Source organism: Rhodococcus sp. YH3-3 (assembly GCF_001653035.1).
Taxonomy (GTDB): Bacteria; Actinomycetota; Actinomycetes; order Mycobacteriales; family Mycobacteriaceae; genus Rhodococcus_F; species Rhodococcus_F qingshengii.
Window position 1 is genome coordinate 1,137,974 of record NZ_BCWH01000002.1, and the last position, 24,354, is coordinate 1,162,327.

General features: G+C 62.4%; 20 protein-coding genes and 1 riboswitch. Of the genes, 6 read left to right on the top strand and 14 right to left on the bottom strand.

The genetic code is table 11. The annotated features are described in order from the left end of the window. Window positions 1–5 precede the first annotated feature (5 nt). A complete protein-coding gene (locus tag YH3_RS18165; RefSeq protein ID WP_064443822.1) occupies window positions 6–521 on the top strand; it encodes a hypothetical protein in 516 nt (171 codons plus the stop codon). Between the two features lie 114 nt (window positions 522–635). Next, window positions 636–3,059 carry an ATP-dependent Clp protease ATP-binding subunit gene (locus tag YH3_RS18170; protein ID WP_054831246.1) on the top strand — a complete coding sequence of 808 codons (2,424 nt, stop codon included), beginning with the start codon at window positions 636–638 and terminating at the stop codon, window positions 3,057–3,059. A 50-nt stretch (window positions 3,060–3,109) separates the two neighbouring features. On the opposite strand, the gene YH3_RS18175 is transcribed toward YH3_RS18170, so the two are convergent. The 5 genes from YH3_RS18175 to YH3_RS18195 form a co-directional block, all read right to left on the bottom strand. Further along, window positions 3,110–5,002, bottom strand: coding sequence for an FAD/NAD(P)-binding domain-containing protein (locus YH3_RS18175; protein ID WP_238592641.1), 1,893 nt, complete (start codon window positions 5,000–5,002; stop codon window positions 3,110–3,112). Window positions 5,003–5,178: 176 nt separating this feature from the next. After that, entirely contained in the window at window positions 5,179–6,369 is a 1,191-nt protein-coding gene (fahA, locus tag YH3_RS18180) for a fumarylacetoacetase (RefSeq protein ID WP_054188907.1), read from the bottom strand. Next, window positions 6,366–7,235, bottom strand: coding sequence for a hypothetical protein (locus YH3_RS18185; RefSeq protein WP_064443824.1), 870 nt, complete (start codon window positions 7,233–7,235; stop codon window positions 6,366–6,368). Before YH3_RS18185 ends, fahA begins: the two co-directional genes overlap by 4 nt. Further along, window positions 7,232–8,431, bottom strand: coding sequence for a homogentisate 1,2-dioxygenase (locus tag YH3_RS18190; RefSeq protein ID WP_064443825.1), 1,200 nt, complete (start codon window positions 8,429–8,431; stop codon window positions 7,232–7,234). Before YH3_RS18190 ends, YH3_RS18185 begins: the two co-directional genes overlap by 4 nt. 109 nt (window positions 8,432–8,540) lie before the next feature. Beyond that, window positions 8,541–9,092: a MarR family winged helix-turn-helix transcriptional regulator gene (locus YH3_RS18195; RefSeq protein WP_003939926.1), complete on the bottom strand. Its 552-nt coding sequence runs from the start codon at window positions 9,090–9,092 to the stop codon at window positions 8,541–8,543. Between the two features lie 104 nt (window positions 9,093–9,196). On the opposite strand from YH3_RS18195, the gene YH3_RS18200 reads away from it, so the two are divergent. Together YH3_RS18200 and YH3_RS18205 are read left to right on the top strand one after the other, a co-directional pair. Then, entirely contained in the window at window positions 9,197–9,811 is a 615-nt protein-coding gene (locus tag YH3_RS18200) for a TetR/AcrR family transcriptional regulator (RefSeq protein WP_064443826.1), read from the top strand. Between the two features lie 174 nt (window positions 9,812–9,985). Next, window positions 9,986–11,584, top strand: coding sequence for an ABC transporter substrate-binding protein (locus YH3_RS18205; protein ID WP_063315878.1), 1,599 nt, complete (start codon window positions 9,986–9,988; stop codon window positions 11,582–11,584). A gap of 58 nt (window positions 11,585–11,642) precedes the next feature. On the opposite strand, the gene metE is transcribed toward YH3_RS18205, so the two are convergent. From metE to YH3_RS18240, 7 genes are all read right to left on the bottom strand, one after another. Further along, window positions 11,643–13,907 carry a 5-methyltetrahydropteroyltriglutamate--homocysteine S-methyltransferase gene (gene metE / locus YH3_RS18210; protein ID WP_064444221.1) on the bottom strand — a complete coding sequence of 755 codons (2,265 nt, stop codon included), beginning with the start codon at window positions 13,905–13,907 and terminating at the stop codon, window positions 11,643–11,645. Window positions 13,908–14,065: 158 nt separating this feature from the next. After that, window positions 14,066–14,267: riboswitch (cobalamin riboswitch) on the bottom strand. A 105-nt stretch (window positions 14,268–14,372) separates the two neighbouring features. Next, window positions 14,373–14,810, bottom strand: coding sequence for a helix-turn-helix domain-containing protein (locus tag YH3_RS18215; protein ID WP_003940179.1), 438 nt, complete (start codon window positions 14,808–14,810; stop codon window positions 14,373–14,375). A gap of 219 nt (window positions 14,811–15,029) precedes the next feature. Beyond that, window positions 15,030–15,659, bottom strand: coding sequence for a response regulator transcription factor (locus YH3_RS18220; protein WP_003940330.1), 630 nt, complete (start codon window positions 15,657–15,659; stop codon window positions 15,030–15,032). Next, the gene (locus tag YH3_RS18225; RefSeq protein WP_042921762.1) at window positions 15,656–16,780 is read right to left on the bottom strand and encodes a sensor histidine kinase; all 1,125 of its coding nucleotides are present in this window, start codon (window positions 16,778–16,780) and stop codon (window positions 15,656–15,658) included. Before YH3_RS18225 ends, YH3_RS18220 begins: the two co-directional genes overlap by 4 nt. Beyond that, window positions 16,781–17,575, bottom strand: a complete 795-nt coding sequence (locus YH3_RS18230) for an ABC transporter permease (protein ID WP_064443827.1) — start codon at window positions 17,573–17,575, stop codon at window positions 16,781–16,783. It lies immediately after the preceding gene. Then, the gene (locus YH3_RS18235) at window positions 17,575–18,531 is read right to left on the bottom strand and encodes an ABC transporter ATP-binding protein (RefSeq protein WP_003940598.1); all 957 of its coding nucleotides are present in this window, start codon (window positions 18,529–18,531) and stop codon (window positions 17,575–17,577) included. Before YH3_RS18235 ends, YH3_RS18230 begins: the two co-directional genes overlap by 1 nt. Window positions 18,532–18,576: 45 nt before the next feature. Continuing rightward, the gene (locus YH3_RS18240) at window positions 18,577–19,524 is read right to left on the bottom strand and encodes a DMT family transporter (protein WP_003940332.1); all 948 of its coding nucleotides are present in this window, start codon (window positions 19,522–19,524) and stop codon (window positions 18,577–18,579) included. Between the two features lie 68 nt (window positions 19,525–19,592). On the opposite strand from YH3_RS18240, the gene YH3_RS18245 reads away from it, so the two are divergent. Together YH3_RS18245 and YH3_RS18250 are read left to right on the top strand one after the other, a co-directional pair. Continuing rightward, complete coding sequence (locus tag YH3_RS18245) at window positions 19,593–20,138, top strand: CGNR zinc finger domain-containing protein (RefSeq protein WP_003939872.1); 546 nt, start codon at window positions 19,593–19,595, stop codon at window positions 20,136–20,138. Window positions 20,139–20,251: 113 nt separating this feature from the next. Beyond that, window positions 20,252–21,550, top strand: a complete 1,299-nt coding sequence (locus YH3_RS18250) for an NtaA/DmoA family FMN-dependent monooxygenase (protein ID WP_058226146.1) — start codon at window positions 20,252–20,254, stop codon at window positions 21,548–21,550. On the opposite strand, the gene YH3_RS18255 is transcribed toward YH3_RS18250, so the two are convergent. Next, complete coding sequence (locus YH3_RS18255) at window positions 21,547–22,512, bottom strand: proline dehydrogenase family protein (RefSeq protein WP_003940479.1); 966 nt, start codon at window positions 22,510–22,512, stop codon at window positions 21,547–21,549. The genes YH3_RS18250 and YH3_RS18255 overlap by 4 nt on opposite strands. Beyond that, window positions 22,512–24,173, bottom strand: coding sequence for an L-glutamate gamma-semialdehyde dehydrogenase (pruA, locus tag YH3_RS18260; protein WP_064443828.1), 1,662 nt, complete (start codon window positions 24,171–24,173; stop codon window positions 22,512–22,514). Before pruA ends, YH3_RS18255 begins: the two co-directional genes overlap by 1 nt. Window positions 24,174–24,354 lie beyond the last annotated feature (181 nt).

Consider the following 24,354-nt stretch of genomic DNA (forward strand, 5'->3'; position numbering starts at 1 on the left):
CACGCATGCGAAAGTCATTGCTGGTGGTTGCGCTCGTTGCTACGTGGTTTGTCGCCGGAGCGATGCCCGCGGGGGCTGCGGATGCGAATTGGTCCGGTGATTACTCGCTCAAGCGTTTCGCCGCGACCAAGACGGGCACAAGTCTGGCCGCCAGCCAGTGGGAGCCGGATTTCTCCGATACCTACACGTTCGAGACGGATTGCTCGAGCGGAGTCTGTATCGCCACAGTGGTCGGCGGTCCGGCTCCCGCCAATCCGACGTTGCCGCAGCCTGCTCGATACACCTGGGACGGAACCAGTTGGGTGCACCCCTATGACTGGGAGTGGGATTGCTACCAGGGGGAGGGCGTGCCCAAGGTGTGGGCAGCGGCGCACTCCGAGGCGTATTACACGCCTCAGCCCGATGGCAGTCTGCAAGGTTCGTGGCGTACCGACATCAAGAGTGGTCCCTGCGCGGGATCGGTGATCATGCGCGTCGAGGCGTACCCGGTCGGTCGGTCTACCGGATCTTTCGGTAGTTGAGAACGATCGGCGACTGGATGGTGTTGAAACAAATCTGAGGCGGCGGGAATTGATCGAGCCCCATGCACGTTAATTGAGTCAGTAACGCTCAACTTTCTGCAAGGAGGCTTCGGAATGCCAGCATTCTTCGGGCCCGAGGGTCCCGGTCGCATCGATATTTCCCGGCTCATGAGCAGGGCCACCCAGCAACTCATGGCTGACGCTGCACGTGTAGCGGCTGCTCGCGGTGATTCGGATCTCGATGCACTGCACGTTCTCCGCGTCATGGCGGAGCAGGATCCGGTCCGCACGCTCATGCAGCGCGCCGGAGCCGACCCGAAATCCGTGGTCGACGCCGTCGACCTGCGGCTGCCACAGGGCCGTGAGCAGGGGGCCTACTCTGCTCCTGCGCTCAGCAGCGCCGTCAAAACTGCACTACTCGAGGCTCATCAACTGGCCCGAGCCCTGGGATCGACGTACATCGATCCCGAACATCTCTTCATCGCACTGGCCGGTGACCCCGATCATGTCCCGGGTCGTCTGCTCGCTTCGGCCGGCATCACGCCGGAGAAGCTGCAGGCAGCGGTTCAGAATCCCGCAGCCGGTCCAGTCGAAGACGAGTCCACCACACCGACGCTCGACAAGTACGGCGTCGATCTCACAGATCGCGCCCGCAACGGCGGCGTCGATCCGGTGATCGGCCGCGCCGACGAGATCGAACAGACCATCGAGATCCTCTCCCGCCGCACCAAGAACAACCCGGTCCTGGTGGGTGAGGCCGGCGTCGGCAAGACTGCCATCGTCGAAGGACTGGCCCAGCGCATCGTCGACGGGGATGTCCCGGAATCGTTGGTGGGCAAGAAGATCGTCCAGCTCGAACTCTCGAGCATGGTCTCGGGTACCCGTTACCGCGGTGACTTCGAGGAACGGCTGACCAAGGTGATCGACGAGATCACCGCACACAAGGACGAGCTGATCGTCTTCATCGACGAGATGCACACCATCGCCGGTGCCGGAGGCGGCGCAGACGGTGCGATGGACGCCGGAAACATCCTCAAGCCCAAGCTCGCTCGCGGTGAACTGCACATCGTCGGCGCCACCACGCTCGACGAATACCGTAAGAACATCGAGAAGGATCCCGCGCTCGAGCGGCGCTTCCAGCCCGTACAGGTCGGGGAGCCGTCGATCGAGGACGCGATCGCCATCTTGAGCGGCCTGCGCAGTCGGTACGAGGATCACCACAAGGTCCATTACACCGACGAGGCGATCACCGCTGCGGTAGAGCTGTCGGCACGTTACATCGGCGACAGGTTCTTGCCGGACAAGGCAATCGACCTGATCGACCAGGCCGGCGCCAGGCTTCGCTTGAAGACGGCCACGGTAGACACCGCTGCGCTGCAGCAGCGTCTCGAGCAGCTCGAGAGCGACAAGGAAAAAGCCGTCGCCGACGAGTTGTACGAGAAGGCGTCGACCCTGCGTGACGAGATCAACGGCGTCGCAAAGCGTCTCGAGAAGGCAGGATCCTCGGTTCCTTCCGAGGAAACGCCGGACGTGACCGCTGAACAAATCGCCGAAGTTGTCGCTCGCGCAACGGGTATTCCGGCAAGCCAGATGACTCAGGCAGAGAAAGATCGCCTGCGCCGTCTGGAAGAGGAACTGCACGGTCGTGTCATCGGGCAAGATGACGCCGTTCGCGCCATCGCGCGTGCCGTGCGTCGTAGCCGGACCGGTATGAGCGATCCGGATCGTCCCGTCGGTAGCTTCCTGTTCCTCGGACCCACTGGCGTCGGCAAGACGGAGCTCGCAAAAGCTCTGGCTGCCACACTCTTCGGAGACGAGAACAAGATGCTGCGCTTCGACATGAGTGAGTTCGGTGAGAGGCACACGGTCAGCCGATTGGTCGGTGCTCCTCCCGGATACGTCGGCTACGGCGAGGCCGGACAGCTCACGGAACAGGTGCGTCGTAACCCGTACTCGGTGATCCTGCTCGACGAGATCGAGAAGGCACACCCGGACGTGTTCAACACCTTGCTCCAGGTGCTCGACGACGGCCGTCTGACCGACGGTCAGGGTCGGACGGTGGACTTCAAGAACACCGTCGTGATCATGACCAGCAACCTCGGCTCGGACATCATCTCGAGCAAGTCCGGTGGACTCGGCTTCACCACGGGTGACGCAGAGTCGGCGGAGAAGCCACTGCGCGACCGCGTGATGGCCAGGTTGCGCGAATCGATGCGGCCGGAGTTCCTCAACCGTATCGACGAGATCGTGATCTTCCGCAAGCTCGACACCGAGCAACTGCACCGGATTACTGATCTGCTGCTCGACGACAGCCGGAAGCGGCTGCAGTCCAAGGGCATCGAGATCGAGTTCACTGCCGACGCGGTGGACTGGATCGCCGAGCACGGGCATCAACCCGAGTTCGGGGCTCGCCCGTTGCGTCGTTCGATTCAGCGTGTGGTCGACGACAAGATCGCCGACATGCTGCTCGACGATCTCCTCGAAGAGGGCGGCAGTATCACCGTCGCGGTTGACGAGGGTGAGTTGGTGTTCAGCTAGGGGCACAGCCCCCTGTGAGCGGTTAGGGAGTCCCAGGACTCCCTAACCGCTCACAGGCGCGTAGCACCCAAAATCTCCGCCGCCAGGGCATCGTTATGCCGGAAGAACCCTGCATTGGTACGGGGACGAGGGAAAGCCGCCGACCAGTTATGGCCTGCAACCCACGGCCCTGCGGCGAAGCGGCGGGGATGAGCAGTGTTGTTCTGGTCGAGAATTCGTGAAGTACCGTCGACGGCGAGCTTCGCCGAACTGTCCACGGTCGCACGAAGTTCGACTGCCTCGCCCCGACGGTGAAGCGTCCGCAGGAGCAAGTCACCGCTCGCGCTGATGGAAGCAACCGGCAAGCGTGCTTCGACGAGGGTGTTCGCGGCCACGATGTCGGTGTGCGACGCACTGCGCGCGACAAAGATCCCAGACCCCGTTGCCGGGTCGATCTCGGTGGAGAACACCGAATCCGGCCCGAGGAACTGGACGATGCCCGCCTCGTTGAGGGCGACCAACTGTTCCAAACGCTCGGGCGGCGGACCACTGGCGATGAAGCTGAAGAACGAATGAAGCCAACCCTCGACGTCCTTGGCGACGGATTCGGCCGGGATTCTGCCGCGCCGCAACAATTCTCCGACGGTCATGTACGTCGACAGCAGCGCTGAGAAGACAGCCGCGTCGGCGCTGAAATACGGGTCCGACCTCCGCGCGACATCCGCCGAGATGTATTCGGTGATCCGGGACTGGACCTCGGCAAGCCCGTCGTAGCGCTCACCGCCGAGTGGGCGGTTCAGCCGCTCGAGATCGATACGGTCTTCCGGCTTCGGGACTGCGTTCTCGACCAGTTCCTGCAATCGAGGCGATCCCCAAGCCAGCGAGGCGAATTCGGCGTCGAACTCCTCCCAGGTGCCCACTGTCCGATCCGGGTGAGATGCAAACAGCTCGTAATAGTGGGCGCCTGCCAGTTCTTTCGACGCCAAGGGCCAGATGTCGTTTCGGAAATCCAACGGTCCGTCGCCGGGAACGAGATCAGCGGTGAAGAACCGCGGTAGCGGTGGCCGCGCGTCAGCGATCGAGTACGAAATCTTGGAATGATACGGCACTCCGCGACGAGATCCGGCATACAACAGGGGTTCCCGACCCGAGGGAGCGTAAGTGAGGACGCCGTCTTCACCGCGTTCGAAGATGCCGCCACGGCTCTCGGCGAGGAGAACCATCCAGTCGATGAAAGCCAGCCCGAGTCCGGCGATCAGAACCGGTTCGCCTTCGGGAATGACATCGGCGTCGAGATCGGCAGTGTAGCCCGGACCCACATACGTCAACCCGTGATCGGACGCGAAGCTGGTCAGCGCGGTTTCACGTGGGGCAGGCAACGCATCGGGGTGCCCTTGTGCGAGAAGGACGGTCGTCGCGTCGATGACAGCTCCGTCGTCCAGATGAACTGTCTGTGTCTCGCCGACGTTCACGATGTCGACCACGGATCGTCGATGAACTCGAACGTCGACGTGCGCTGGCGCGGAGTCGACTGCAGTCTCGAACACCCAGTTCAGGTATCGGCTCTGCAGTGACCTCGATGCAAACGACGACGGGGTGATCGTCGGAACTTCTGCTGCGATTTCTGGGAATTCGGCAAGCTCAGCCGAGCGCTCGGCGACCCATTCCGCGAGGGTCGGACCCGGCAGCACCGGGCCGATCACGGCGGTGGTCTCGTCGGTGAACATCGTGACGTCCGCTGTTGTCGAATTCATCCACAGAAGCGGCGCCTGGCTGCCTCGCCAAATACGGCCGGCACCTGCCGGATACGGGTCGACAACGTGAATGTCGATCGGTGTGGGATCGGCGTTCACCGATTCGTGAGCGAGGATCCGCTCGAGTACGCCGGTCCCGCGGGGTCCACCGCCCACGATCACGATGACAGCTGCTGTCCCCACTGAGGTACGGGGTCGATCGCCTGGCACGAGTCCTCCATCGGACCTGGCAGAAAGCACCCGCACCTCAGCAGAGGGGGTTGCTGCGACGTCACGGAGCCAGGACTCTCGATCGCTCTGGATGGTTAATCCAGCTTATCTTCGGAGAATCGTGAGGCAAGGAATTCCGGACATCAGATCAGCGTGAATCAAACAGTTGTCAATCACTATCTTTCGGTTTGCGTTGCAGGCAGGATCCGAGCGTGAACATCCCCGAAGCCGATTCGTGATCCGCCGACGCCGGGAGCGGTGGCTGAGATGGCGATGGTGTCGCCGTCTTCGAGAAAGGTACGGGTCTCGGAGCCCACAGCTACGGGTTCCTTGCCGCCCCACGTCAGCTCGATGAAGGCGCCGCGCTGATCTTTGTCCGGTCCGGAAATGGTTCCGGACGCGAAGAGATCGCCGGTGCTCGCTGCTGCGCCGTTGATGGTGGTGTGCGCGAGCATCTGCGCAGGCGACCAGTACATCTGGGCGTAGGGCGGCCGGGAGACGACGTGACCGTTCCATTCGACGGCCAGGTCGATGTCCAGCCCCCACTTCTCTTCACCACGCAGATAGGAAAGCGGTTCGGGATCCTGCACCGGAGTGTCGATTCGGGCTGCTTCGAGAGCGAGCAAGGGTACGACCCACGGTGAGATGGAGGTCGCGAAACTCTTCCCCAGGTTCGGACCGAGGGGCACGTATTCCCACGCCTGGATGTCTCGGGCAGACCAGTCGTTCACGACGACGGCGCCGAAGACGTGCTCGGCAAATTCGTCCGGGGTGATGGAATCGCCCATCTTCGAGGGAGTTCCGACGATGAATCCCATCTCGGCTTCGATGTCGAGGCGCCGGGACGGTCCGAAGTCCGGGCTTTCCTGATCGGGTGCCTTCCGCTGTCCGCAGGGACGAACGATGTCGGTGCCGGAGACGACGACGGTGCTCGAGCGCCCGTGGTATCCGACGGGAAGATGCTTCCAGTTCGGCATCAAGGGGGCTGCGTCCGGGCGGAACAACCGCCCGAGGTTGGTTGCGTGATTCTCCGAGGCGTAGAAGTCGACGTAATCGGCCACTGCGATCGGCAAATGCATTGTCACCGAATCAACGGAAAACACTGCATTCGAGTCTATTTCGCTAGTCACGAGCTCCGTGATCCGGTTTCGCACCGATACCCACTGATCTCGTCCCTGAGCCATGAACGCGTTCAAAGTCGGTTCGGAGAAGACGGAATCACCCAGTGTCGCTGCGAGATCGACCACCGATTCGGCGACGCGCACACCGACACGCGGTAACCCTCCCGCGGGGGAGAAGACCCCGTACGGCAGATTGTCGAGACCGAACAGTGAGTCGGCGGGAATGTCGATGGTCGTGACAGTCATATGAGAGTTCCTTCGGTTTTGTCGGAGCGGACGATCAACCCGAGGCCTTCCAGCTCGGTCAGAGGGTCCGAGATGCTGCAGGTACCGAACGAGAGGAATCGGCGACGCACCTCGCCGGCCTCGTCCTCGGTGAGGTCGGCCAGGGCTTGCGCGATCGATTTTCCATCGCGCTGAGACAGTGCAGCAACAATTTCCGAACGATCGGCGCCCCGCCTCGCCGCGTCGACGGCCACCATGATGTTGAGGAAGCCGTGTTGCTCGAAGCCTGTTTCCGGATCGGTGTTGCGCACACCGTGGTGCAGTCCCGCAGTCGCCTTGAACGGGATATTCGCTCGGACAACGGATATCACCGCATCGGCGAGCTCTTCCTCGTTCGGGTACGCCTCGGCGACAATCCCGCCGGTGCGAAACTTTGCGGAATGCCCGGCAGTTTCGAGAGCTGCCAGATAGCCCGCGCGCCGATCACCTCGAGGCACCTCGACAAAAATGTCGACGTCGGGATGAGCGGCATGGACACGAGAGAGTTCCTCGAAGGCCGCATCGGCGTCCAACCCGTCAGGAATTCCCACCTCGACGGCGGCGACGTGAACACCAGGGATGGCGAGCGCGTTCGAGAGTGCGGCCGCCGTATCGGATGGGCCGGCCGGCACGGTCAGACTCAGCGTCACCGGGCTGTCCGCTGAAACGTACGCAGCCAGTTCGCTCAGTCGCGGCGCGGGAAAAACGAAAGGCCCGACCAGTGCGTCGTAATCCGCCTGCAGGTAGGCGGCGTGGGCCGGAATTGCCTCGGCGAGAGGAGCATTGCCGGGTGGGAAGAGTGCTGCGTCGTCGCACAGGCCACGCAGGAGTGGGGAGATGATCGTCATTGCCGAGGCCCCCGCCCTGCCCAACTCCAGGCGTACGCTGCGTCCTCGCAGGCCAGGGCTCCCTCACCCAATTCGAGGGGCCGGAACGTATCGACCATCACGGCGAGCTCGTCGAAGAACTCGGCGCCGATGCTCCGCTCGTAGGCGCCGGGTTGTGGTCCGTGGGCGTGGCCGCCGGGATGAATCGATATCGAACCCAGTCCGATGCCGGAACCCTTGCGCGCCTCGTAGTCACCGCCGCAGTAGAACATGATCTCGTCCGAGTCGACGTTCGAGTGGTAGTACGGCACCGGGATCGACAGGGGGTGGTAGTCGACCTTGCGCGGAACGAAGTTGCAGATCACGAAGTTGTTCCCCTCGAACGCCTGGTGCGCCGGCGGCGGTTGGTGAACACGGCCCGTGATCGGCTCGTAGTCGGAGATGTTGAAGGTGTACGGGTACAGGCAGCCGTCCCAGCCGACGACATCGAAAGGGTGCGTGGGATAAACCATTCGGGTGCCGACGATGCCCGCCGACGTTCGGTGCTTGACCAGTACCTCGACGTCGGTTCCTTCGGCGATCATGGGCGCGATCGGTCCGTGCAGGTCTCGTTCACAGAACGGTGCGTTCTCGAGCAGCTGGCCGAAGCGGGAAAGATAGCGCTTGGGCGGGACGATGTGACTGTTCGCCTCGATGGCGTAGGCACGAAGTGGCTTGTCACCCTTGGGGATCCATCGATGCGTTGTGGACATCGGGATCAGGACGTAGTCACCTTCACTGGCCTCGAGTGCACCGAAGACGGTCTCGACGGTCGCCTCGCCAGATTCGATGTAGACCATCTCGTCGCCGATTGCGTTGCGATACAGGGGAGATGGCGCTGCCGCAACGACGTAGGATAATCGCACGTCGGCATTTCCGAGGATGAGACGACGGCCGGTTACCACGTCGGTCTCGTTCCAGGTGCTTTCGGGAAACAGCGTGTGGAGTTTCAGATGGCGCGGTTTGAGGGGATGGTTGGGGGTTGTGCTCTGATCGCGCAGTTCCCAGACCGTTGCGTCGACGATGGCCGACGGGATCTCGCGGTGGTACAGCAACGAAGAATCCGAGGAGAAACCTTCCTCTCCCATCAGTTCTTCGTAGTAGAGGTTGCCGGACTCGTCACGGTGTTGGGTGTGACGCTTCGGTGGGATGTTGCCGAGTTGTCGATAGAACGCCATGACGGGGCTCCTTCTGTGCTGTTCTGCCTGGCTCACCTCCACCAGATAGTAAACACATTAACTAAAATGATGTGATGAGCGCAACCCTCCAAGGGGGTTGGGGTCTATGTCAGTTACGTCCGCGTACGTCGAACTGGCTGCGGTTGGTGATCAGTTTGTCCAGGAGCATGACAAGAATTCGCTGTTCGGCCTCGCTCAGGACGCTGACCCAGGCGTGTTCGCGTTCGTTCTGCTCGCGAAAGGCTTCGACCATGGCTTCTCGGCCCTTGTCGGTCAGGTACAGCTGGACGGAACGGCCGTCGTTCTCGGTGGGCCGACGATCGATCAATCCGTCTGCCAGCAGCGACTTGGACAGATTGGAGACCGCTGCCCTACTCATGCCGGTGAGCTCGGCGGCAGCCTTCGGCTCGATCGGACCGGCCAGCCAGGTGACGAACAACAGCCTGAAGGAGGACCATGACCAGCCGCGAGGGCGGTGGATCGACGACTCGAGATCGTAGGTGACCACGTTGGAAGCCCGATTGAGTGTCAGTAGTACCTCGGTGGCCAGCTGGTCGCGAAAGCCGTGTTCGGTGGCCAGTCGCTTGTTGGCCAGTTCGATGAACGACCAGAAGTTCAGCACGCCGACGGTTGGCTGGTCATCGGTTGTCCGGTCAGTCATGGACTAACCCTAGCGCGATCTGCAGTTGATTAATCCGTGTATTAGATCTCGGGGTTACGATGAAACTTCGCAACCCGGCACTGCGGTCAGGAATCTGAACTATCGTGACGCGCGTGACTGCGCGCAGCGACGAGTTTCCCTTGGACGTCGACCTCATGTCGGTGGGGCAACTCGAGCGGAGAGGACGACTGACCACGGCGGTGGTCGAGATGCTGGCCGAGATGCCGTCGGATCGAATCCAGATGAAAGACGTCTCGGAGCGTTCAGGCGTCGCACTCGGAACGCTGTATCGCTACTTTCCGACCAAACAGCAACTTCTGGCTGCGGCGATGACGGCGTGGAGCGGTCTCGAATCGGTCCGTCGTCCTGAGAAGTTGCGGGCAGACGGTGGTGAGAACAACGCGTACGAGCGGGTTCTGGCACTTCATCGCCGCGAGATGAAGGCATTCGAGCGTAGGCCCTACTTCGCTCGGTTGGAGATCGAACTCCATTCGTCCTCGGATCAGTTCGTGATCGAGTCGTTGGATCTGCGCGCAGTGGCACATCGGAGAATGCTGTTCGAGTTGATGGACGGCGTCCCGGCCGAGACGGCGAGGGTTGCGGCCGTGGCAATAGGCGGCACGATGTTGACGGCCCTTGCGCTGTGGACCAGTGGCCGGATCGGATTCGCAGAGGCCCAGCGGAACGTCGAAGACGTCATCGGACTGGTAATTCGCTGAACGGTTGCAACCTAGAATTCAGTTCTTGTTTCTGCTGTCATGAACGCGAATTATCGCTTCGGCTTTGTGAAAACGAAGACGCAGGACGAGACCTTACCTAGAATTCACTTACAAATATGTCGGGGTGTCCGATCCAGGGATCGACGTATCCGTGAACTGTGAAAGTGAGTCGCAATGAAGCGCTCGTACCGAGTCCGCGCTCGAATCTGGATGGTTGTCCTGGCGTCGGCGACGCTGGTGGTGACGGGGTGCGCCGGTAGCAGCCAAGGTACGACCACGGATGCATCGGACGTGACGGTCGGAGTTGTCGGTGACCAGAACAACGGGGGAGAGCCGCGATCGGGTGGCACCGTGTCGTTTGCCACCTACAACGGGATCAGCAGTCTCGATCCGGCTGACCGTCAGGACGGCGGCGCTACCGGTGGTAGCGAAATGGCAGCCATCTACGACCTTCTCATGCGCTTCGATACGTCGGCGGGCGAGTATGTTCCCCACTTGGCTCAGTCGTTGTCGGCCAACGGCGACAACACGGTGTGGACACTGAAATTGCGCGACGGCGTCACCTTCAGCGACGGCACTCCGATGGACAGTGCGGCAGTCCTGTGGAGCATCGATCACTATCTGCAGAAGAAGGGAACTCACGCGCTGGTGTGGAAGACCGCTGTGCGCGAGACGAATTCACCGGATCCGAGTACGGTCGTCTTTACATTGGCGCAGCCGTGGGACGAGTTCCCGATCATGTTCACCACCGGTCCCGGCATGATCGTCGCGCCCTCGTCGATGGCTACCGGCACGTTCACCCCGATCGGGGCAGGCCCGTTCACCGTCGAGAAGTTCGCCTCCCAGGACGAATTGGTGCTCGCTGCCCGTCCGACGTACTGGGACGGGGCGCCGTACCTCGAGAAGTTGCGCTTTCCGGCAATCGTCAACGAGAAGAGCAAACTGGAAGGATTGCACACCGACGGAATCCAGGTTGCCTATCTGAAGTCTCCCGACTTCATTCACGAGGCTTTCGAAGCCGGTGATCCCGGATTTGTGTACTCGGCCAGCATGGCCGGAGTTCTGGCAATCAATCAGCGCGACGATCGGGCAGCGAAGGACGAGCGCGTGCGTAAGGCGATTGTCGCTGCGGTGGACCCGAATACGTTCAACGAGCGAGTTCAGGGCGGCTTCGGCGAACCCGGCACCGACATGTTCGCGTCGTGGTCGCAGTGGCACGGATCGGTGGCCGGGAACGGCTTCGACCCCGAGGCGGCCAAGAAGTATCTCGCCGAGGCGAAGGCGGACGGTTACGACGGAAAACTGACGTACGTCGGGATGAACGATCCGGCGACGCAGCGCAGCGCACTGACGTTTCAGTCGCTCTTGCAGGCAGTGGGTTTCACGGTCGACATCACCTACGCAACCAGCATCAACGATCTGATTTCCATGCTGTACGCAAAGCATGACTACGACGTGTCCTACTTCGCGTTTAACGTGCTGGAAGAGTCACCGTTCGTGCGTATGTACGGCAACCTGTTCAGCGAATCGCCGTCGAACATCCTCGGTTACAAGAACGCTCGGATGGACGAGTTGCTCGGCAAGCTGCAAACAGCGTCGGGCGAGGATGAGCGGCGAGCCGTCATCGACGATATTCAGACCGTGGTCAACGAGACGGCGCCGATGGCCGTGGTCAACTCCGGCAAGGTCTTCATCCCGTGGCGCGAGAACGTCCACGGAGTGACCCCGAGTGCGGACGGGATTCTGCTCTTCGGCAACACGTGGTTGAGCTGACCCCCGTGCGCCTTTTTGGTAGTGCCCACTACCAAAAAGCCGCACAGGGGCTTTGCCCCTATAGCTCCGCTCGTACCAACTTCGCGGCTTCGACGAGGTTACGCAGTGACGCCTCGACCTCGACGGAACCGCGGGTCTTCAAACCGCAGTCCGGGTTGACCCACAACCGCTCGACAGGAACAGCTTTGAGTGCCTCACGCAGGGATTCGGCAATCTCGTCGACGCTCGGCACCCGCGGCGAGTGGATGTCGTAGACACCCGGCCCGACGCCGAGGTCGAACCCGACCGAACTGAGATCGTCGAGGACCTCCATGTGTGAGCGCGCCGCCTCGATGGACGTGACGTCCGCGTCGAGGCCGGCGATGGCGCCGATCACCGCTCCGAACTCGGAGTAGCACAGGTGCGTGTGGATCGCGGTGGAATCCGCGACGCCCGAGGTAGCCAACCGGAAGGCGCCGACCGACCAGTCCAGGTAGGCGCGCTGATCCTCGGCACGCAGTGGGAGTAGTTCTCGTAGAGCCGGTTCGTCAACCTGGATGATTCCGATTCCGGCGGCCTGCAGGTCGACGGTCTCGTCTCGAATGGCCAGTGCGACTTGATTTGCCGAGTCGGCGAGGGGTTGGTCGTCGCGGACGAACGACCAGGCCAGAATGGTGACGGGTCCGGTGAGCATGCCCTTGACCGGCTTGTCGGTCAGGGACTGCGCGTACGTGATCCAGTCGACGGTCATCTGTTTCGGGCGGGAGACGTCGCCGTACAGAATCGGCGGACGCACGCAGCGGGTGCCGTACGACTGGACCCAACCGTTGGCGGTGGCGAAGAATCCGTCCAACTGCTCCGCGAAGTACTGGACCATGTCGTTGCGTTCCGGCTCACCGTGAACAAGAACGTCCAGGTCCAGCTTTTCCTGGAGCGCAACAACTTCGGCAATTTCGGCGCGCATACGGTTGACGTACTCGGCTTCGTCGATCTCGCCCTTGCGCAGTGCTGCGCGAGCGATGCGGATCTTCGAGGTTTGCGGGTACGAACCGATGGTCGTCGTGGGCAGCGGCGGCAGAGAAAGCAGTTCGTCCTGGGCAGCGCGACGTTCGGCGGCGGGCGCGCGACCGGTCGCCGAGTTCAGCACCGCGTCCAGACGGCCTCGAACACTCGCATCATTGAGTCTGCGATCGTCCTTGCGGGTCGACGCGGCCGCTCGTGCCAGAGCGAACTCGTCCTCCACCGACTCTCGGCCCTGTGTGAGAGCGGTTGCGAGAGTTACTACTTCCTTGACCTTCTCGGTGCCGAACGCGAGCCACGAGCGCAGGGCCTTGTCGACATCGGCCTCTGCGTCGAGAGTGTACGGAACATGCAGCAGGGAGCACGATGTGGAGACGGCAAGAGTATCCACGCTGCCCAACAGAGCACCCAACGTGCTCAGTGCCGAATCCAGATCCGACCGCCAGATGTTTCGTCCGTCGACCACACCGGCGACGACCAGTTTGCGGGCGAGTTCGGGGACGGAGCCGATCGAATCCTGACCGGCCACCAGGTCGACGGCAAATCCTTCGACGCCGGTGGACGCAAGCGCGGGCAGCGCCTCACGCAGCGAACCGAAGTACGACGCCAACAGGATCGACGGCCGCTCGGACAGCGCTGAAAGCTGTTCGTACGCAGCGCGTGCCGCTTCGATTTCCTCGTCGGTGCGATCGCCCACGAGGGCTGGTTCGTCGAGCTGAACCCAGCTCGCACCGGCCTTCGCGAGCCGACCGAGTAGATCCGCGTAGAGGGGGAGTAGTTCTTCGAGTCGCGAGAGCAGCGGCTCGTCGGTGCCGACAGCCTTCGAGAGCAGCAGGAAGGTGACCGGTCCGATGACGACCGGGCGGGCTGCAATGCCGTCGGAAAGTGCTTCTGCCAGTTCGGACAAGACCTTGGACGGGTCGAGTGCGAACGTGGTGGACGGCGAGATCTCCGGCACCAGGTAGTGGTAGTTGGTGTCGAACCACTTCGTCATTTCGAGCGGCGCGATGGTGTCCGTCCCACGGGCAGCGGCAAAGTAGCGGTCCAACGGATCGGCGACCGACGCGACGCGGTCGGGCAGCGCGCCGAGAAGAACTGCGGTGTCGAGCATCTGGTCGTAGAAGGAGAAGGTATTGACCGGGACTGAGTCGAGGCCCAGGTCACGGAGGTCGGCCAAGCCCTGCCGACGGAGGTCACGGGCGACAGCCTGCAGGGCGTCGGCGTCGATGCGCCCTGCCCAGTAGCTTTCGGTTGCCCGCTTGAGTTCTCGATGAGGACCGATGCGCGGTGAGCCCAGCACGGTCGAAGTGAATGTTGTTGTCACGGAGTTTCTCCAGATTGCCAATGCATTGATGGCCACTGCCGGCAGACGGGTATACCTCACGAGACCCCGAGTTTCAGCGGGCAGCACTGCCCGCACCGCACACGAGGTCCGATGGAGATCTACACGCCCATTCCACGAGGCGGTGGACCGTCGGGCACGGCGTGCCCGACACAGTCGGCAGGTCTTCGGACTCGCGGGCACTCGATCGAGTTGGATCGAACCTACTGGCCGTCGCTTCCCAGGCGGATGCCCAGTGCACATGAACGGCGGTCGTTCCTGCTTACCGCTGCGGGACAGTCCCGGATTTTCACCGGGTTCCCTCTCACCCCGACAGCTTGCGCTGACGGAGCTTCGACGCCGGGACCGGTCTTCGGGGCTCCTCATGACCGTGCCGGGCGAACCAGCTGCATCGACCAGCATAAGGCCAACCCTCCCTGAGCAGTCAAGGAGAGTCGGCGAAGGGCGCTATGCGCGTGACATGTAGGAATTCGAGTCCGGTGGTACGCGCGGAAGATTTTCGGAGGAACGTAGATTCTCCGCCATTTCGACAAGCAGATCCTGTGAAGACGGTGAGAGGTCGACGACACGGGAGGTGAGGTTCCGCAGGCGCACGTTGTGCAGCTGTTCGAGGAGGGAGAGGTCTGCCTCGCCACCTGAGATCGCGGGCGGAGTGTGATCGGACGGGGCGTAGAAGTAGTCCGGATGGACCTTGAAGAAGTGGGCGAGGGCGGCAACCACTTCGGGTGACGGATTGGTTCGGACGCCGGTGCGCAGTTGCGACAGGTACGGCGTCGAGATACGGCAGCCGAACTCGGTCATGCCGCGAACGACCATCGCGTTGGTGACGTGAAAGTCGGCAGTCTCGAACAGCGAGTTCAAGCGATCGTTGAACTGGTTCGACATGAGACGTCCCTTCCCCCGCTACGCACAGGCTCCGTCGGTTCAATTAACTGCATCATAGCCAGTTATCGAACGATTAGCTGTTTCAGATTCTCGCGAAGCGGTCGTTTGCAGGGAAAATCCCTAGGGTAGAAGGTCCCTACTTTGAGTGATCTGGACAAATCGCCATCACGAATCGAACGGCGAACTATTTGCCGGGGAAGGCTATTCCAGACGCGCGGATCAGAGCCAGCCGTTCGACTCGGCGATTCTGACGGCTTCCGCGCGCGTCGACGCACCCGTCTTACCCATCGCGGATGACAGATGATTTCGAACTGTCCCTGCGGACAGGAAGAGCGCCCCTGCGATGGCTGCCACGGGTGCGCCGTCGTGAGCGGCGCGCAGTACTTGGGTCTCACGCTCCGTCAGGGGCGACTCGCCGCTGACGAGGCTGTCGGCCGCAAGGGTGGGATCGACGACGCGCAGTCCGGCGTGGACACGCCTGACCGCGTCGGCAAGCTGCCTGGCGGGGGTGTCCTTGACGACGAACCCGCCGGCCCCGGCGTGCAGGGCTTTACGAAGAAATCCGGGACGGCCGAACGTGGTGACGATCAGAACCCGGGTGTCGGGTGCTGCCTCGCGAAGGGCCGCCGTCGCGGCGATTCCGTCCATGCCGGGCATCTCGACGTCCAGAAGCGCGACGTCCGGGCGGTGTTCGAGAACGGCGGACACCACCTCGTCGCCGCGACCGACCTCGGCCACCACGGACAGGTCGGATTCCAGATCGAGCAGCGCGGCCAAAGCTCCTCGCACGAGCGCCTGATCGTCCGCCAAGAGCAGCCGTATGGTTGCTCGATCGCCCTGGCTGTTCACTCTGTCTCCTGTTCGACTACCTGAAGTGCAAACCCCTGCGGCTGGGGATGAGTGATGATCACTCGTGCGCCCGACGCTCCGGCGCGCTCGCGCAATCCGATCAGACCGTTTCCGGAAGACGTCGACTCGGCCCCTCGTCCGTCGTCGACGACCGACGCACTATTCTCGTCGACCGTGATCCGGCAGTGGGTCGCACCGCTGTGTCGAACGACGTTGGTGACGCCCTCACGGATCGTCCATGCAAAGAGTTCCCGAAGACGCGTGGGAACCATGTCGGTGCTGCTCGGCACGTCGTCTTCGATACCTGCCGCACGCAAAGCCTCTCGCGCTCGGGCTATCTCGACGGGTAGCGAAATCCCACGAAATCCTTCGACGGCCGAGCGCACGTCTGCCAACGCGTCACGAGAAAGTCTTTCGAGGTCGTCGAGTTCGTTGCGCGCACGTTCGATATCGACATCGAGTAGGCGATTGGCCAGTTCGGCTTTGATCGTGATGACGGTCAGCGAGTGCCCGAGGATGTCGTGCAGATCGCGCGCCATCCTCGTTCGCTCCTCCATGATTGCCCGCTGCTCCTGCTCTTCGCGTTCATGGAGTATGGCGAAGTTGCGGCTGATCAGGGACATGATTCCCCAGGTCGCGAACGCGGCCGCGCAGACTCCGAGTGAGAGTCCGGAGTAGTTCCCCCATCCGGACGAGAGGCTGACTATCTCCACGGAGGCCGCGAACACCAAGGCGAGAATGCCGCCGGCGACGGTCGGCAACAGTGTCACCGCTGTCACCGCGAGGTACGGTGCTGCTGCCAAACCTGTCGGCCCGACGCTCACGATCATCACGGCGGCCAACGCGGTCAAGGCGGCCAAAGTCAGTGCAGCTTCGCGAATCGTCGGCCGAGTCATCGTCATTCGACGCCGCTGCTGCGTTGTGGCGAAGGTGTAGAGGTAGAGGGCACTGAAGGCGATCGTCGCGAGAATCCCTGTCCAGCCGCGCAGTTCGTCGCGTAGATTCCATCCCTCGATCAGCGGCCCGCCGAGAAATACCATCCAGACCGCCGCGAAGAGAACGCCGAAACGATTCCGCCGCGGGAGCGCGACGGAATCTTCTCGGTCAGTCGTTTGCGACAACTACACACGCTCCGTATCTCGTTGGAACCGCCAGATCGCTCCGCCGGCGAAGATGGCGAACCACACCAGGATATTGACGATCCAGGTCCAGTGAATGCTATTGCCCGTCAACGGTGCGTGGGCGAGGGCGTTGATGCCGAACATCGGGGTGAACTGTGCGATGGTCGCCCATACGGAACCGTCGGTGAGTGGTACGAAGAGTCCGCCGCCGAATGCGAGCAGAGCCAGTCCCGGTCCGAGCAACTGCATGACGTTCTCACTGGGGAGTAGGTACCCCATGAACAGGCCGAAGGCCGCGAAGATCGACGATCCCAGCCAGGCGATCAATGCCGTTGTGAACCAGAGTGATCCGTCCATCTGCGCCGAGGTGAACGCGCCGACGACGTAGACCACGAGAATCGAGACGAGACCGAGCAGCATCGCCATGATCAGTTTGACGGCGATGTAGGCGACCGGGGTCAGGGGAGTCAGCCGAAGTTGTCGGCTCCACCCGGACGCTCGTTCGATCGAGACCATCGCGCCGCCGCTGGTGGTGGCCAGCATCGCGCCGTACAGGGCCATGCTGATCATGATGTACGCGGCGACATTGCCGTGCCCGATCCCGTGGTCGTCGTCGCCTTGACCGAGACCGAAGACGAGGAAGAAGACAACCGGCATGACGAGCGTGAAGATCATCGTGCGCCGGTTGCGAGTCAGGCGACGAAATTCCAGTCGCAGTAGCGTCTTGTTGAATCCGCCGAGAGGTACGACGGTTCGCTCGGCTCCGTAAGTGTTCGCATCGGTTGCAGTGGTCATCACTTCTGTCCTTCGGAGTTGTTCGACGTGAGTGCGATGAATGCGTCTTCGAGGCCACGCGAGACGATTTCGAGATCGCGAGCCTGCGTATTGGTCAACAGGAACCGTGCAACGGCATCGGTGTCGCCCGAGTGCACGAGCAGCGACTCACCGCGCACCTCGACGGCGTCGGAGTTCGGTATGGCTCGCAGGAGTTCGTCGGTGATGCCTGGAACAGTCGCGCGCAGGGTGCGCCCGGACGCCATCGCCTTGACCTCGGCGGTGGTCCCGTCTGCGACCACGGTGCCTTGCCTGACCAGGATGATGCGGTCGGCGTAGACATCGGCCTCTTCGAGGTAGTGCGTCGCAAAAAGCACAGTGCGACCGTGATCTGCGTCGGCGCGGATGGCGGACCAAAAGTCCCGACGCCCTTCGACGTCCATGCCGGTGGTGGGCTCGTCGAGAATGAGCAATTGCGGGTTCGACAGCAACGCCATCGCAAATCGCAACCGCTGTTGTTGTCCGCCTGAGCATTTGCTGACCAGGCGATCGGAGATGTCGAGGATTCCGGCTCTCCCCAGCACTTCGTCGACCGGACGGGATTGGGAGTACAGGCTGGCGGTCAGCTGCACAGTCTCGGCAACCGTCAGCTCTTTCAGTAGTCCGCCGGTCTGCATGACTGCCGAGACGAGTCCGCGGGCAATCGCCGATCGAGGTGACATTCCGAAGACGCTCACCTCGCCTGACGTCGGCCGGGACAGGCCGAGGATCATGTCGATGGTTGTCGTCTTGCCTGCGCCGTTCGGGCCGAGGAACGCGACGATCTCGCCGGGGCGGATGCTCAGGTCGATACCTTTGACGGCGTCGACGGTTCCGAAACTCTTGCGAAGCCCGGTCAACCGGACGGCGTCGTGTGCCGATCCTTCAGTGAGTGTATGCAGTGCCTGTGGTGAATGCCGTGCCTGTGTTGAGGTCATACATAGAATCTGCTCGCTTCGAGGTCGTGATCCCTCGTCCGTCCGTCATTCTTCTGCCATGACATTTGTCATCGGGTCGGCCGGTATCTGTTTCGGTGCAACCTGACCGAGGCGCGCGAGGACCAACCCCGCGATGATTGCTGCGCCACCTACAGCTTGGAGTGCGGTGACGGATTCCCCGACCAGGATCCACGCGGCGACGACCGCGCACAGCACTTCGGTCAGCGCTACCAGAGACCCGATTGTCGGCCCCAGCAGCGTGATCGCGGCGATACCGGTGAGATAGGCAATGACAGTGCTGACCAGGACCAGGACCACCACCGGCAGCCACACGTTCACCGAATGGTCTGCCACGACTGCGTTCGAGGCCGAGAACTGGAGGGGGAGGACGCCTACGAGTCCGAGCGCGCCGATGACCACTGCACTGACCGTGAGCCCCGATGCCGCGAGCACAACTGGATGGAGATCACCGTCCGCACGTTCGGAAATGACGAAATAGACTGCAAGGCATGCCGCGGCGGCCAGTCCCCAGGCGACTCCGACGGCACTGATCTCTGCCGATCCGAAGACGTCGATCACCACGGCGGCGCCGATCAAGGCCACCGCCGCACCGAGAAGCGTCTGCACGCTCGGACGTGCGCCCTTGGTTATCCACACCCACCCGATGACGATGATCGGTGCAAGGTACTCGAGAAGCAATGCGACGCCGACCGAAAGATGTTGCACGGCATTGAAGAAGCACAGTTGAACGCCCGAGATCGCGAACACCCCGTACAGCAGTACCGTTCGCGTGTGGGTGCTCACCTGTCGTAGGCGAGGCCATTGGGTGGCTACGGCGATCACCATCATCACCAGTGCGCCGCCTGCAACGCGCGCGAACACTGCGCCGCCGGGGGACCACCCTGATTCGATGAGAGATTTCGCGAACGGGCCCGATACGCCGAATGTTGCCGCGGACAGCAGAGCGAAGATCAAGCCGTTGCGAGAGTTCACGTCGTCACCCGTCAGGAGTAAAAGCGATTACGATGCTGACATTAGGTTGATACGGCTCAGGAGTCAAAGTGCATTTTGCTGGTGACACGGAATCGGCGCTCGTCTTCGCCGCGTCGTTGGTCAACACGGCCCGCGGCGGGGCCGAACTGCTTCCGGATCAAGAGGAGCTGACACGGTTTCTCGACGCGGATCGCTGGACCGGCAGGCGGGACGGCACACCGGAGGAATTGACGGCGGTTCGTGCGCTGCGTCCACGACTGCGAAAGTTCTGGGAAGCCGCGGGAGTGGACGACGCCGTCGAGGTGGTGAACACACTGCTACTCGAATCGGGCGCGAGGCCGCGGCTCACCAGGCACGATGATCTCGGCTGGCACCTGCACGTCACCGCTGACGATTCGCCACTGGTGGACCGGATGGCCGCAGAAGCGGCGATGGGTGTGCTCGATCTGATCCGAACCGACGAATTCTCGAGGTTGCGATGGTGCGAGGCCCCGGACTGCGAAGCGGTCTTCGTGGATTTGTCGCGCAATCGTTCGAAGCGATACTGCGACACCGGAAACTGTGGGAACAGGGCGCACGTCGCCGCCTATCGTGCCCGTAAATCCGGGGCGTGACCAAGCGGCGTTCGGAGGGATAGAACCAGGCTGAGTGAATACCTTGTCGGGAGCCAGGATCGGTCTAGCGTTGTGAATTCGGAACAGATTTCGCGAAGCCAGGAGGATGGTCGGTGGCCGATCGTAGGCGTCCACTCAAGACGGTGACCGGTGTCAGCGGGGCGGTGAGTATCTACGACGCCGCGATCGATCCGACGACTTCGACGGTCGCGTCCGCGATCGACGTCGCAAAGACGGCCGAGGCGAACAAGATCGACGGACTGTTTGCCGCCGACCTGCTGAGTTTCGGTGCGCAGGGCGCGATCGGTGCGCAGGAGCCGTTGATCTTCCTTGCCGCGCTGAGTGCGGTCACCACCCATGTGGGGCTCATCGCCACCGTCACGACGACGTTTCATCACCCATTCAACCTGGCACGGTTGTTCGGCACCCTGGACCACGTCAGCAATGGTCGAGCCGCATGGAATGCCGTCACTTCCTCACTCGGAGAAGAGAACTACAGCGACCTGGACCTGCCGAGTCCGGAGGAGCGGTACGCCCGAGCGGCCGAATCGCTCGAGGTGGTCAACGCGCTCTTCGACAGCTGGAAGCCCGGCGCCTTGATCCGGGGAGAGGGCTCTGCGGTGCTAGATCCGTCGAGGGTGGTCCCCATCGAGCACCGAGGCAAGTACTTCACCGTGCAGGGGCCGTTGAACATTCCATCCCTGCCGCAGCGTCGTCCGGTCCAATTCCAGGCAGGCCAATCTGCCGGAGGTATCGAACTGGGTGCTCGCTTCGCCGAGGTCGTATTCACTTCTCTCGCAACCTTCGAGGACGCGGTCACCTACACGAAGACCATCCGCGCCAGGGCGGCAGAGTTGGGGCGTGGGGACGAACTGCCACTGATTTTCAGCTCGTTCCACGCAACGTACGGCGCTACCGAAGCCGAAGTCGAACGATTGGTCAGAGAAGCCGAGGAATCGACGGACTTCGACGCCGGACGCACCAGGCTTGCCGACATGTTCGGCGGTGACGTGGATTTCTCGGAATTGCCGCTGGATCGGCCGATCCCGGAGTCGTTGTTGCCGGACCCGTCGTCGGTGAATCGACGACGGGGCCGGGTCGAGATCTTCGGCAAGCTCGCATCACAAGGAAAGACTCTGCGTGAGTTGATCATCGCGTCCAAGGACACCGGCCACTGGGCAGCGGCGGGCACCCCGGAACAGCTCGCGGACGCGATCGAGGAACGATACGACGCGGGCGTACTCGACGTCATCACGCTCGGCGACCTTGCCGATCCGCGTACACGCGATTTCGTCACGAACGGGCTGCTGCCGGAGCTGCGCAAGCGCGGAATCGTGGGATCCGACTACGTCGGCGGTACCTTTCGCGAAAACCTCGAGTTGCCACCGCTGCCACCGGTTTCCGGTGTCTAGTTGTTGGAAGCGAGTGAGCGCATGAAGAACATGAGGTTGGCCGGTCTTTCCGCGAGGCGACGCATGAAGTAGCCGTACCACTGGCTGCCGTAGGGAACGTAGACCCGCAGGTGATTGCCTTCGGCTACCAATCTGCGTTGTTCGCCGTCGCGGATGCCGAAGAGCATCTGGAACTCGAAATCCGCGGCTGTCCGCTCGGTCAGTGTGGCGAGTCCGAGGGCGGCGTCGATCATGGTGGGATCGTGGGAGGCCACCATCGGGTATCCGTCACCTTCCATCAAGACCTTCAGGCAACGCACGTACGACGCGTCGACTTCGGCGGCCTTTTGGAACGCGACGCCGGCCGGTTCCTTGTATGCACCCTTGCACAGCCGAATTCGTGAACCTGATCCGGAGAAGTGCCGGCAGTCGGCCTCGGTGCGGTGTAGGTACGCCTGCAGGACCGTGCCGAGCGTCGGGAAGTCGCGGCGCAACTCTTCGACGATGGACAGTGTCGAGTCGGTGGTGGTGTGATCCTCCGCATCGACGGTGACCCACGCGCCCACTTCGTCTGCCGCTGTGACGATTCGGTGAGCGTTCGCCAGGGCGATCTTCTCGCCGTCACCGGGAAGTGACTGCCCCAACGCGGAGAGCTTGAGCGAAACCTCCAGGGAGTGTTGCGTCCCGGCAATCTCGGAAAGCGTTGCGTACGAGCGGAGAAGGGAGAGATAGGCATCGACGGTAGCTGTTGCCTGAGCCGGATCGGTGGTGTCCTCGCCGAGGTAGTCGACCGTCACGAACCGGCCACTGGTGAGGATGTCGCGCACCGCTGACATCGCTGCGGGTTCCGCGTCCCCGGCGACGAACCTGTCTACAAGCTTGCGGGTCAAGGTCATCCCGGAGACTGTCTTCTCCAGTCGCGACGAGCGTGCCGCCGCGAGGAGCACCGGGCGCAGTGGGTTGCTCAGCGAGACGGCACTCATCAACGGTTCTCGGTCTCGGCTGGATCGACGTCTTGGTGGGGGTAACGATGATCGGTGGGAGGAACGAAGGTTTCCTTGACGGTGCGTGTCGACGCCCAACGGAGCAGATTCTGCGGCGAACCGGCCTTGTCGTTGGTACCCGAAGCCCGCGCACCTCCGAAGGGTTGTTGTCCGACAACCGCTCCCGTCGGCTTGTCGTTGACGTAGAAGTTTCCGGCGGCGAACCGCAGACCATGATGAGCTTCATCGACGGCCGCACGGTCGGTGGCGATCACGGCGCCGGTCAGGGCGTAAGCGGATCCGCTGTCGACGCGCGCGAGGATGTCGGCGTAGGCATTCGGTGCGGAGTCGTCGTAGACGTGAAGCGAAAGGATGGGACCGAAGTACTCGGTGCTGAAGGCTTCGTCGCTCGGGTCGTCACCGAGTAGGACCGTCGGTGAGATGAAGAATCCTTCACGGTCGTCGTAGTCGCCGCCTGCTGCGATGGTGAGGCTGCTGGTCGACTTGGCGCGGACGATCGCGGCGGCGTTTCGGTCGAACGAACGTTGGTCGATGACGGCGCCGCCGAAGTTCGTCAGGTCGGTGACGTCTCCGTACTTCAGCGTCGACACAGTGTCGATGAACGTGTCGCCCATCTTGGCCCACACCGACTTCGGGATGAACGCCCGTGATGCGGCCGAACATTTCTGGCCCTGGTAGTCGAAGGCCCCGCGAATCAATGCCGTCGTGAGTACGTCCGGGTCAGCGGAACTGTGTGCGAGTACAAAATCTTTGCCGCCGGTTTCGCCGACGAGACGCGGATACGTCCGGTAGTTCGAGATGTTGGCTCCGACCTCACGCCACAAACGCTGGAACGTTGCGGTGGATCCGGTGAAGTGGATACCCGCCAGTCGGGGGTCGGCAAGCGCGACCTCGGACACCAAGGGGCCTTCGCCGAGAACAAGATTGATCACCCCGGGCGGGAGGCCGGCGGCTTCGAGTAGTTGCATCGTCAGGTACGCCGCGACGGCCTGCGTCGGTGACGGCTTCCAGATCACGGTGTTGCCCATCAGGGCCGGTGCTGTGGGGAGATTTCCGGCGATGGCGGTGAAATTGAAGGGAGTGATCGCGTAGACGAAACCTTCGAGTGGACGATATTCGACGCGATTCCACACTCCCGGAGCAGAAACGGGTTGGTCGGCGAGTATCTGACGTGCGAACGCGACGTTGAAACGCCAGAAGTCGATCAGTTCGCAGGGCGCGTCGATCTCGGCCTGGTATGCGGTCTTCGACTGGCCGAGCATTGTTGCGGCGGCGATGGTTTCGCGCCACGGGCCGGAAAGTAGATCGGCGGCGCGGAGGAAGACCGCAGCGCGGTCGTCGAACGAGAGGTCGCGCCAGGCCGGGGCGGCGAGTGCGGCGGCGTCGATGGCATCACGAACGTCCGAGTGGGTTGCGCCCGCATACGATCCGAGCACCGAACTGTGACGGTGTGGTTGAACAACGCTCTCTCGCTTACCTTCCGCAGTTCGGTGGATGCCGCCGATGACCTGCCTGATGTCGGTCGGCGATTCGGCCAGTTCGGTCAGTTTCGTACGGAGGCGCGATCGTTCCGGGCTTCCCGGCGCGTAATTGTTCACCGGTTCGTTGGCTGGGTGGGGGACATTGGTAACGGCGTCCATGACGATCCTTCGGCAGACTCAGGAGTGGGCAGTTGTCGTGTCGTGAACCAGTCAAGTCGAAAGACGTCGGCGAGTAATCCGCTGAGCGGCCAAACATCGGTGTCCGTGTTTGTCCGATCGGCTGAACCGTTTTCGCAGGAAAATGCACTATTCTCGAAGTTGAGGCGTTGCGACGGTCCGG

Excerpts from the sequence above, each read along its gene's own strand:
- YH3_RS18205 (WP_063315878.1), top strand. The coding sequence starts at position 9,986 with ATGAAGCGCTCGTACCGAGTCCGCGCTCGAATCTGGATGGTTGTCCTG.
- YH3_RS18185 (WP_064443824.1), bottom strand. The coding sequence starts at position 7,235 with ATGACGATCATCTCCCCACTCCTGCGTGGCCTGTGCGACGACGCAGCA.
- YH3_RS18170 (WP_054831246.1), top strand. The coding sequence starts at position 636 with ATGCCAGCATTCTTCGGGCCCGAGGGTCCCGGTCGCATCGATATTTCC.
- YH3_RS18195 (WP_003939926.1), bottom strand. The coding sequence starts at position 9,092 with ATGACTGACCGGACAACCGATGACCAGCCAACCGTCGGCGTGCTGAAC.
- pruA (WP_064443828.1), bottom strand. The coding sequence starts at position 24,173 with ATGGACGCCGTTACCAATGTCCCCCACCCAGCCAACGAACCGGTGAAC.
- YH3_RS18165 (WP_064443822.1), top strand. The coding sequence starts at position 6 with ATGCGAAAGTCATTGCTGGTGGTTGCGCTCGTTGCTACGTGGTTTGTC.
- YH3_RS18230 (WP_064443827.1), bottom strand. The coding sequence starts at position 17,575 with ATGACCACTGCAACCGATGCGAACACTTACGGAGCCGAGCGAACCGTC.
- YH3_RS18190 (WP_064443825.1), bottom strand. The coding sequence starts at position 8,431 with ATGGCGTTCTATCGACAACTCGGCAACATCCCACCGAAGCGTCACACC.
- YH3_RS18255 (WP_003940479.1), bottom strand. The coding sequence starts at position 22,512 with ATGAGTGCCGTCTCGCTGAGCAACCCACTGCGCCCGGTGCTCCTCGCG.
- YH3_RS18235 (WP_003940598.1), bottom strand. The coding sequence starts at position 18,531 with ATGACCTCAACACAGGCACGGCATTCACCACAGGCACTGCATACACTC.
- YH3_RS18215 (WP_003940179.1), bottom strand. The coding sequence starts at position 14,810 with ATGTCGAACCAGTTCAACGATCGCTTGAACTCGCTGTTCGAGACTGCC.
- fahA (WP_054188907.1), bottom strand. The coding sequence starts at position 6,369 with ATGACTGTCACGACCATCGACATTCCCGCCGACTCACTGTTCGGTCTC.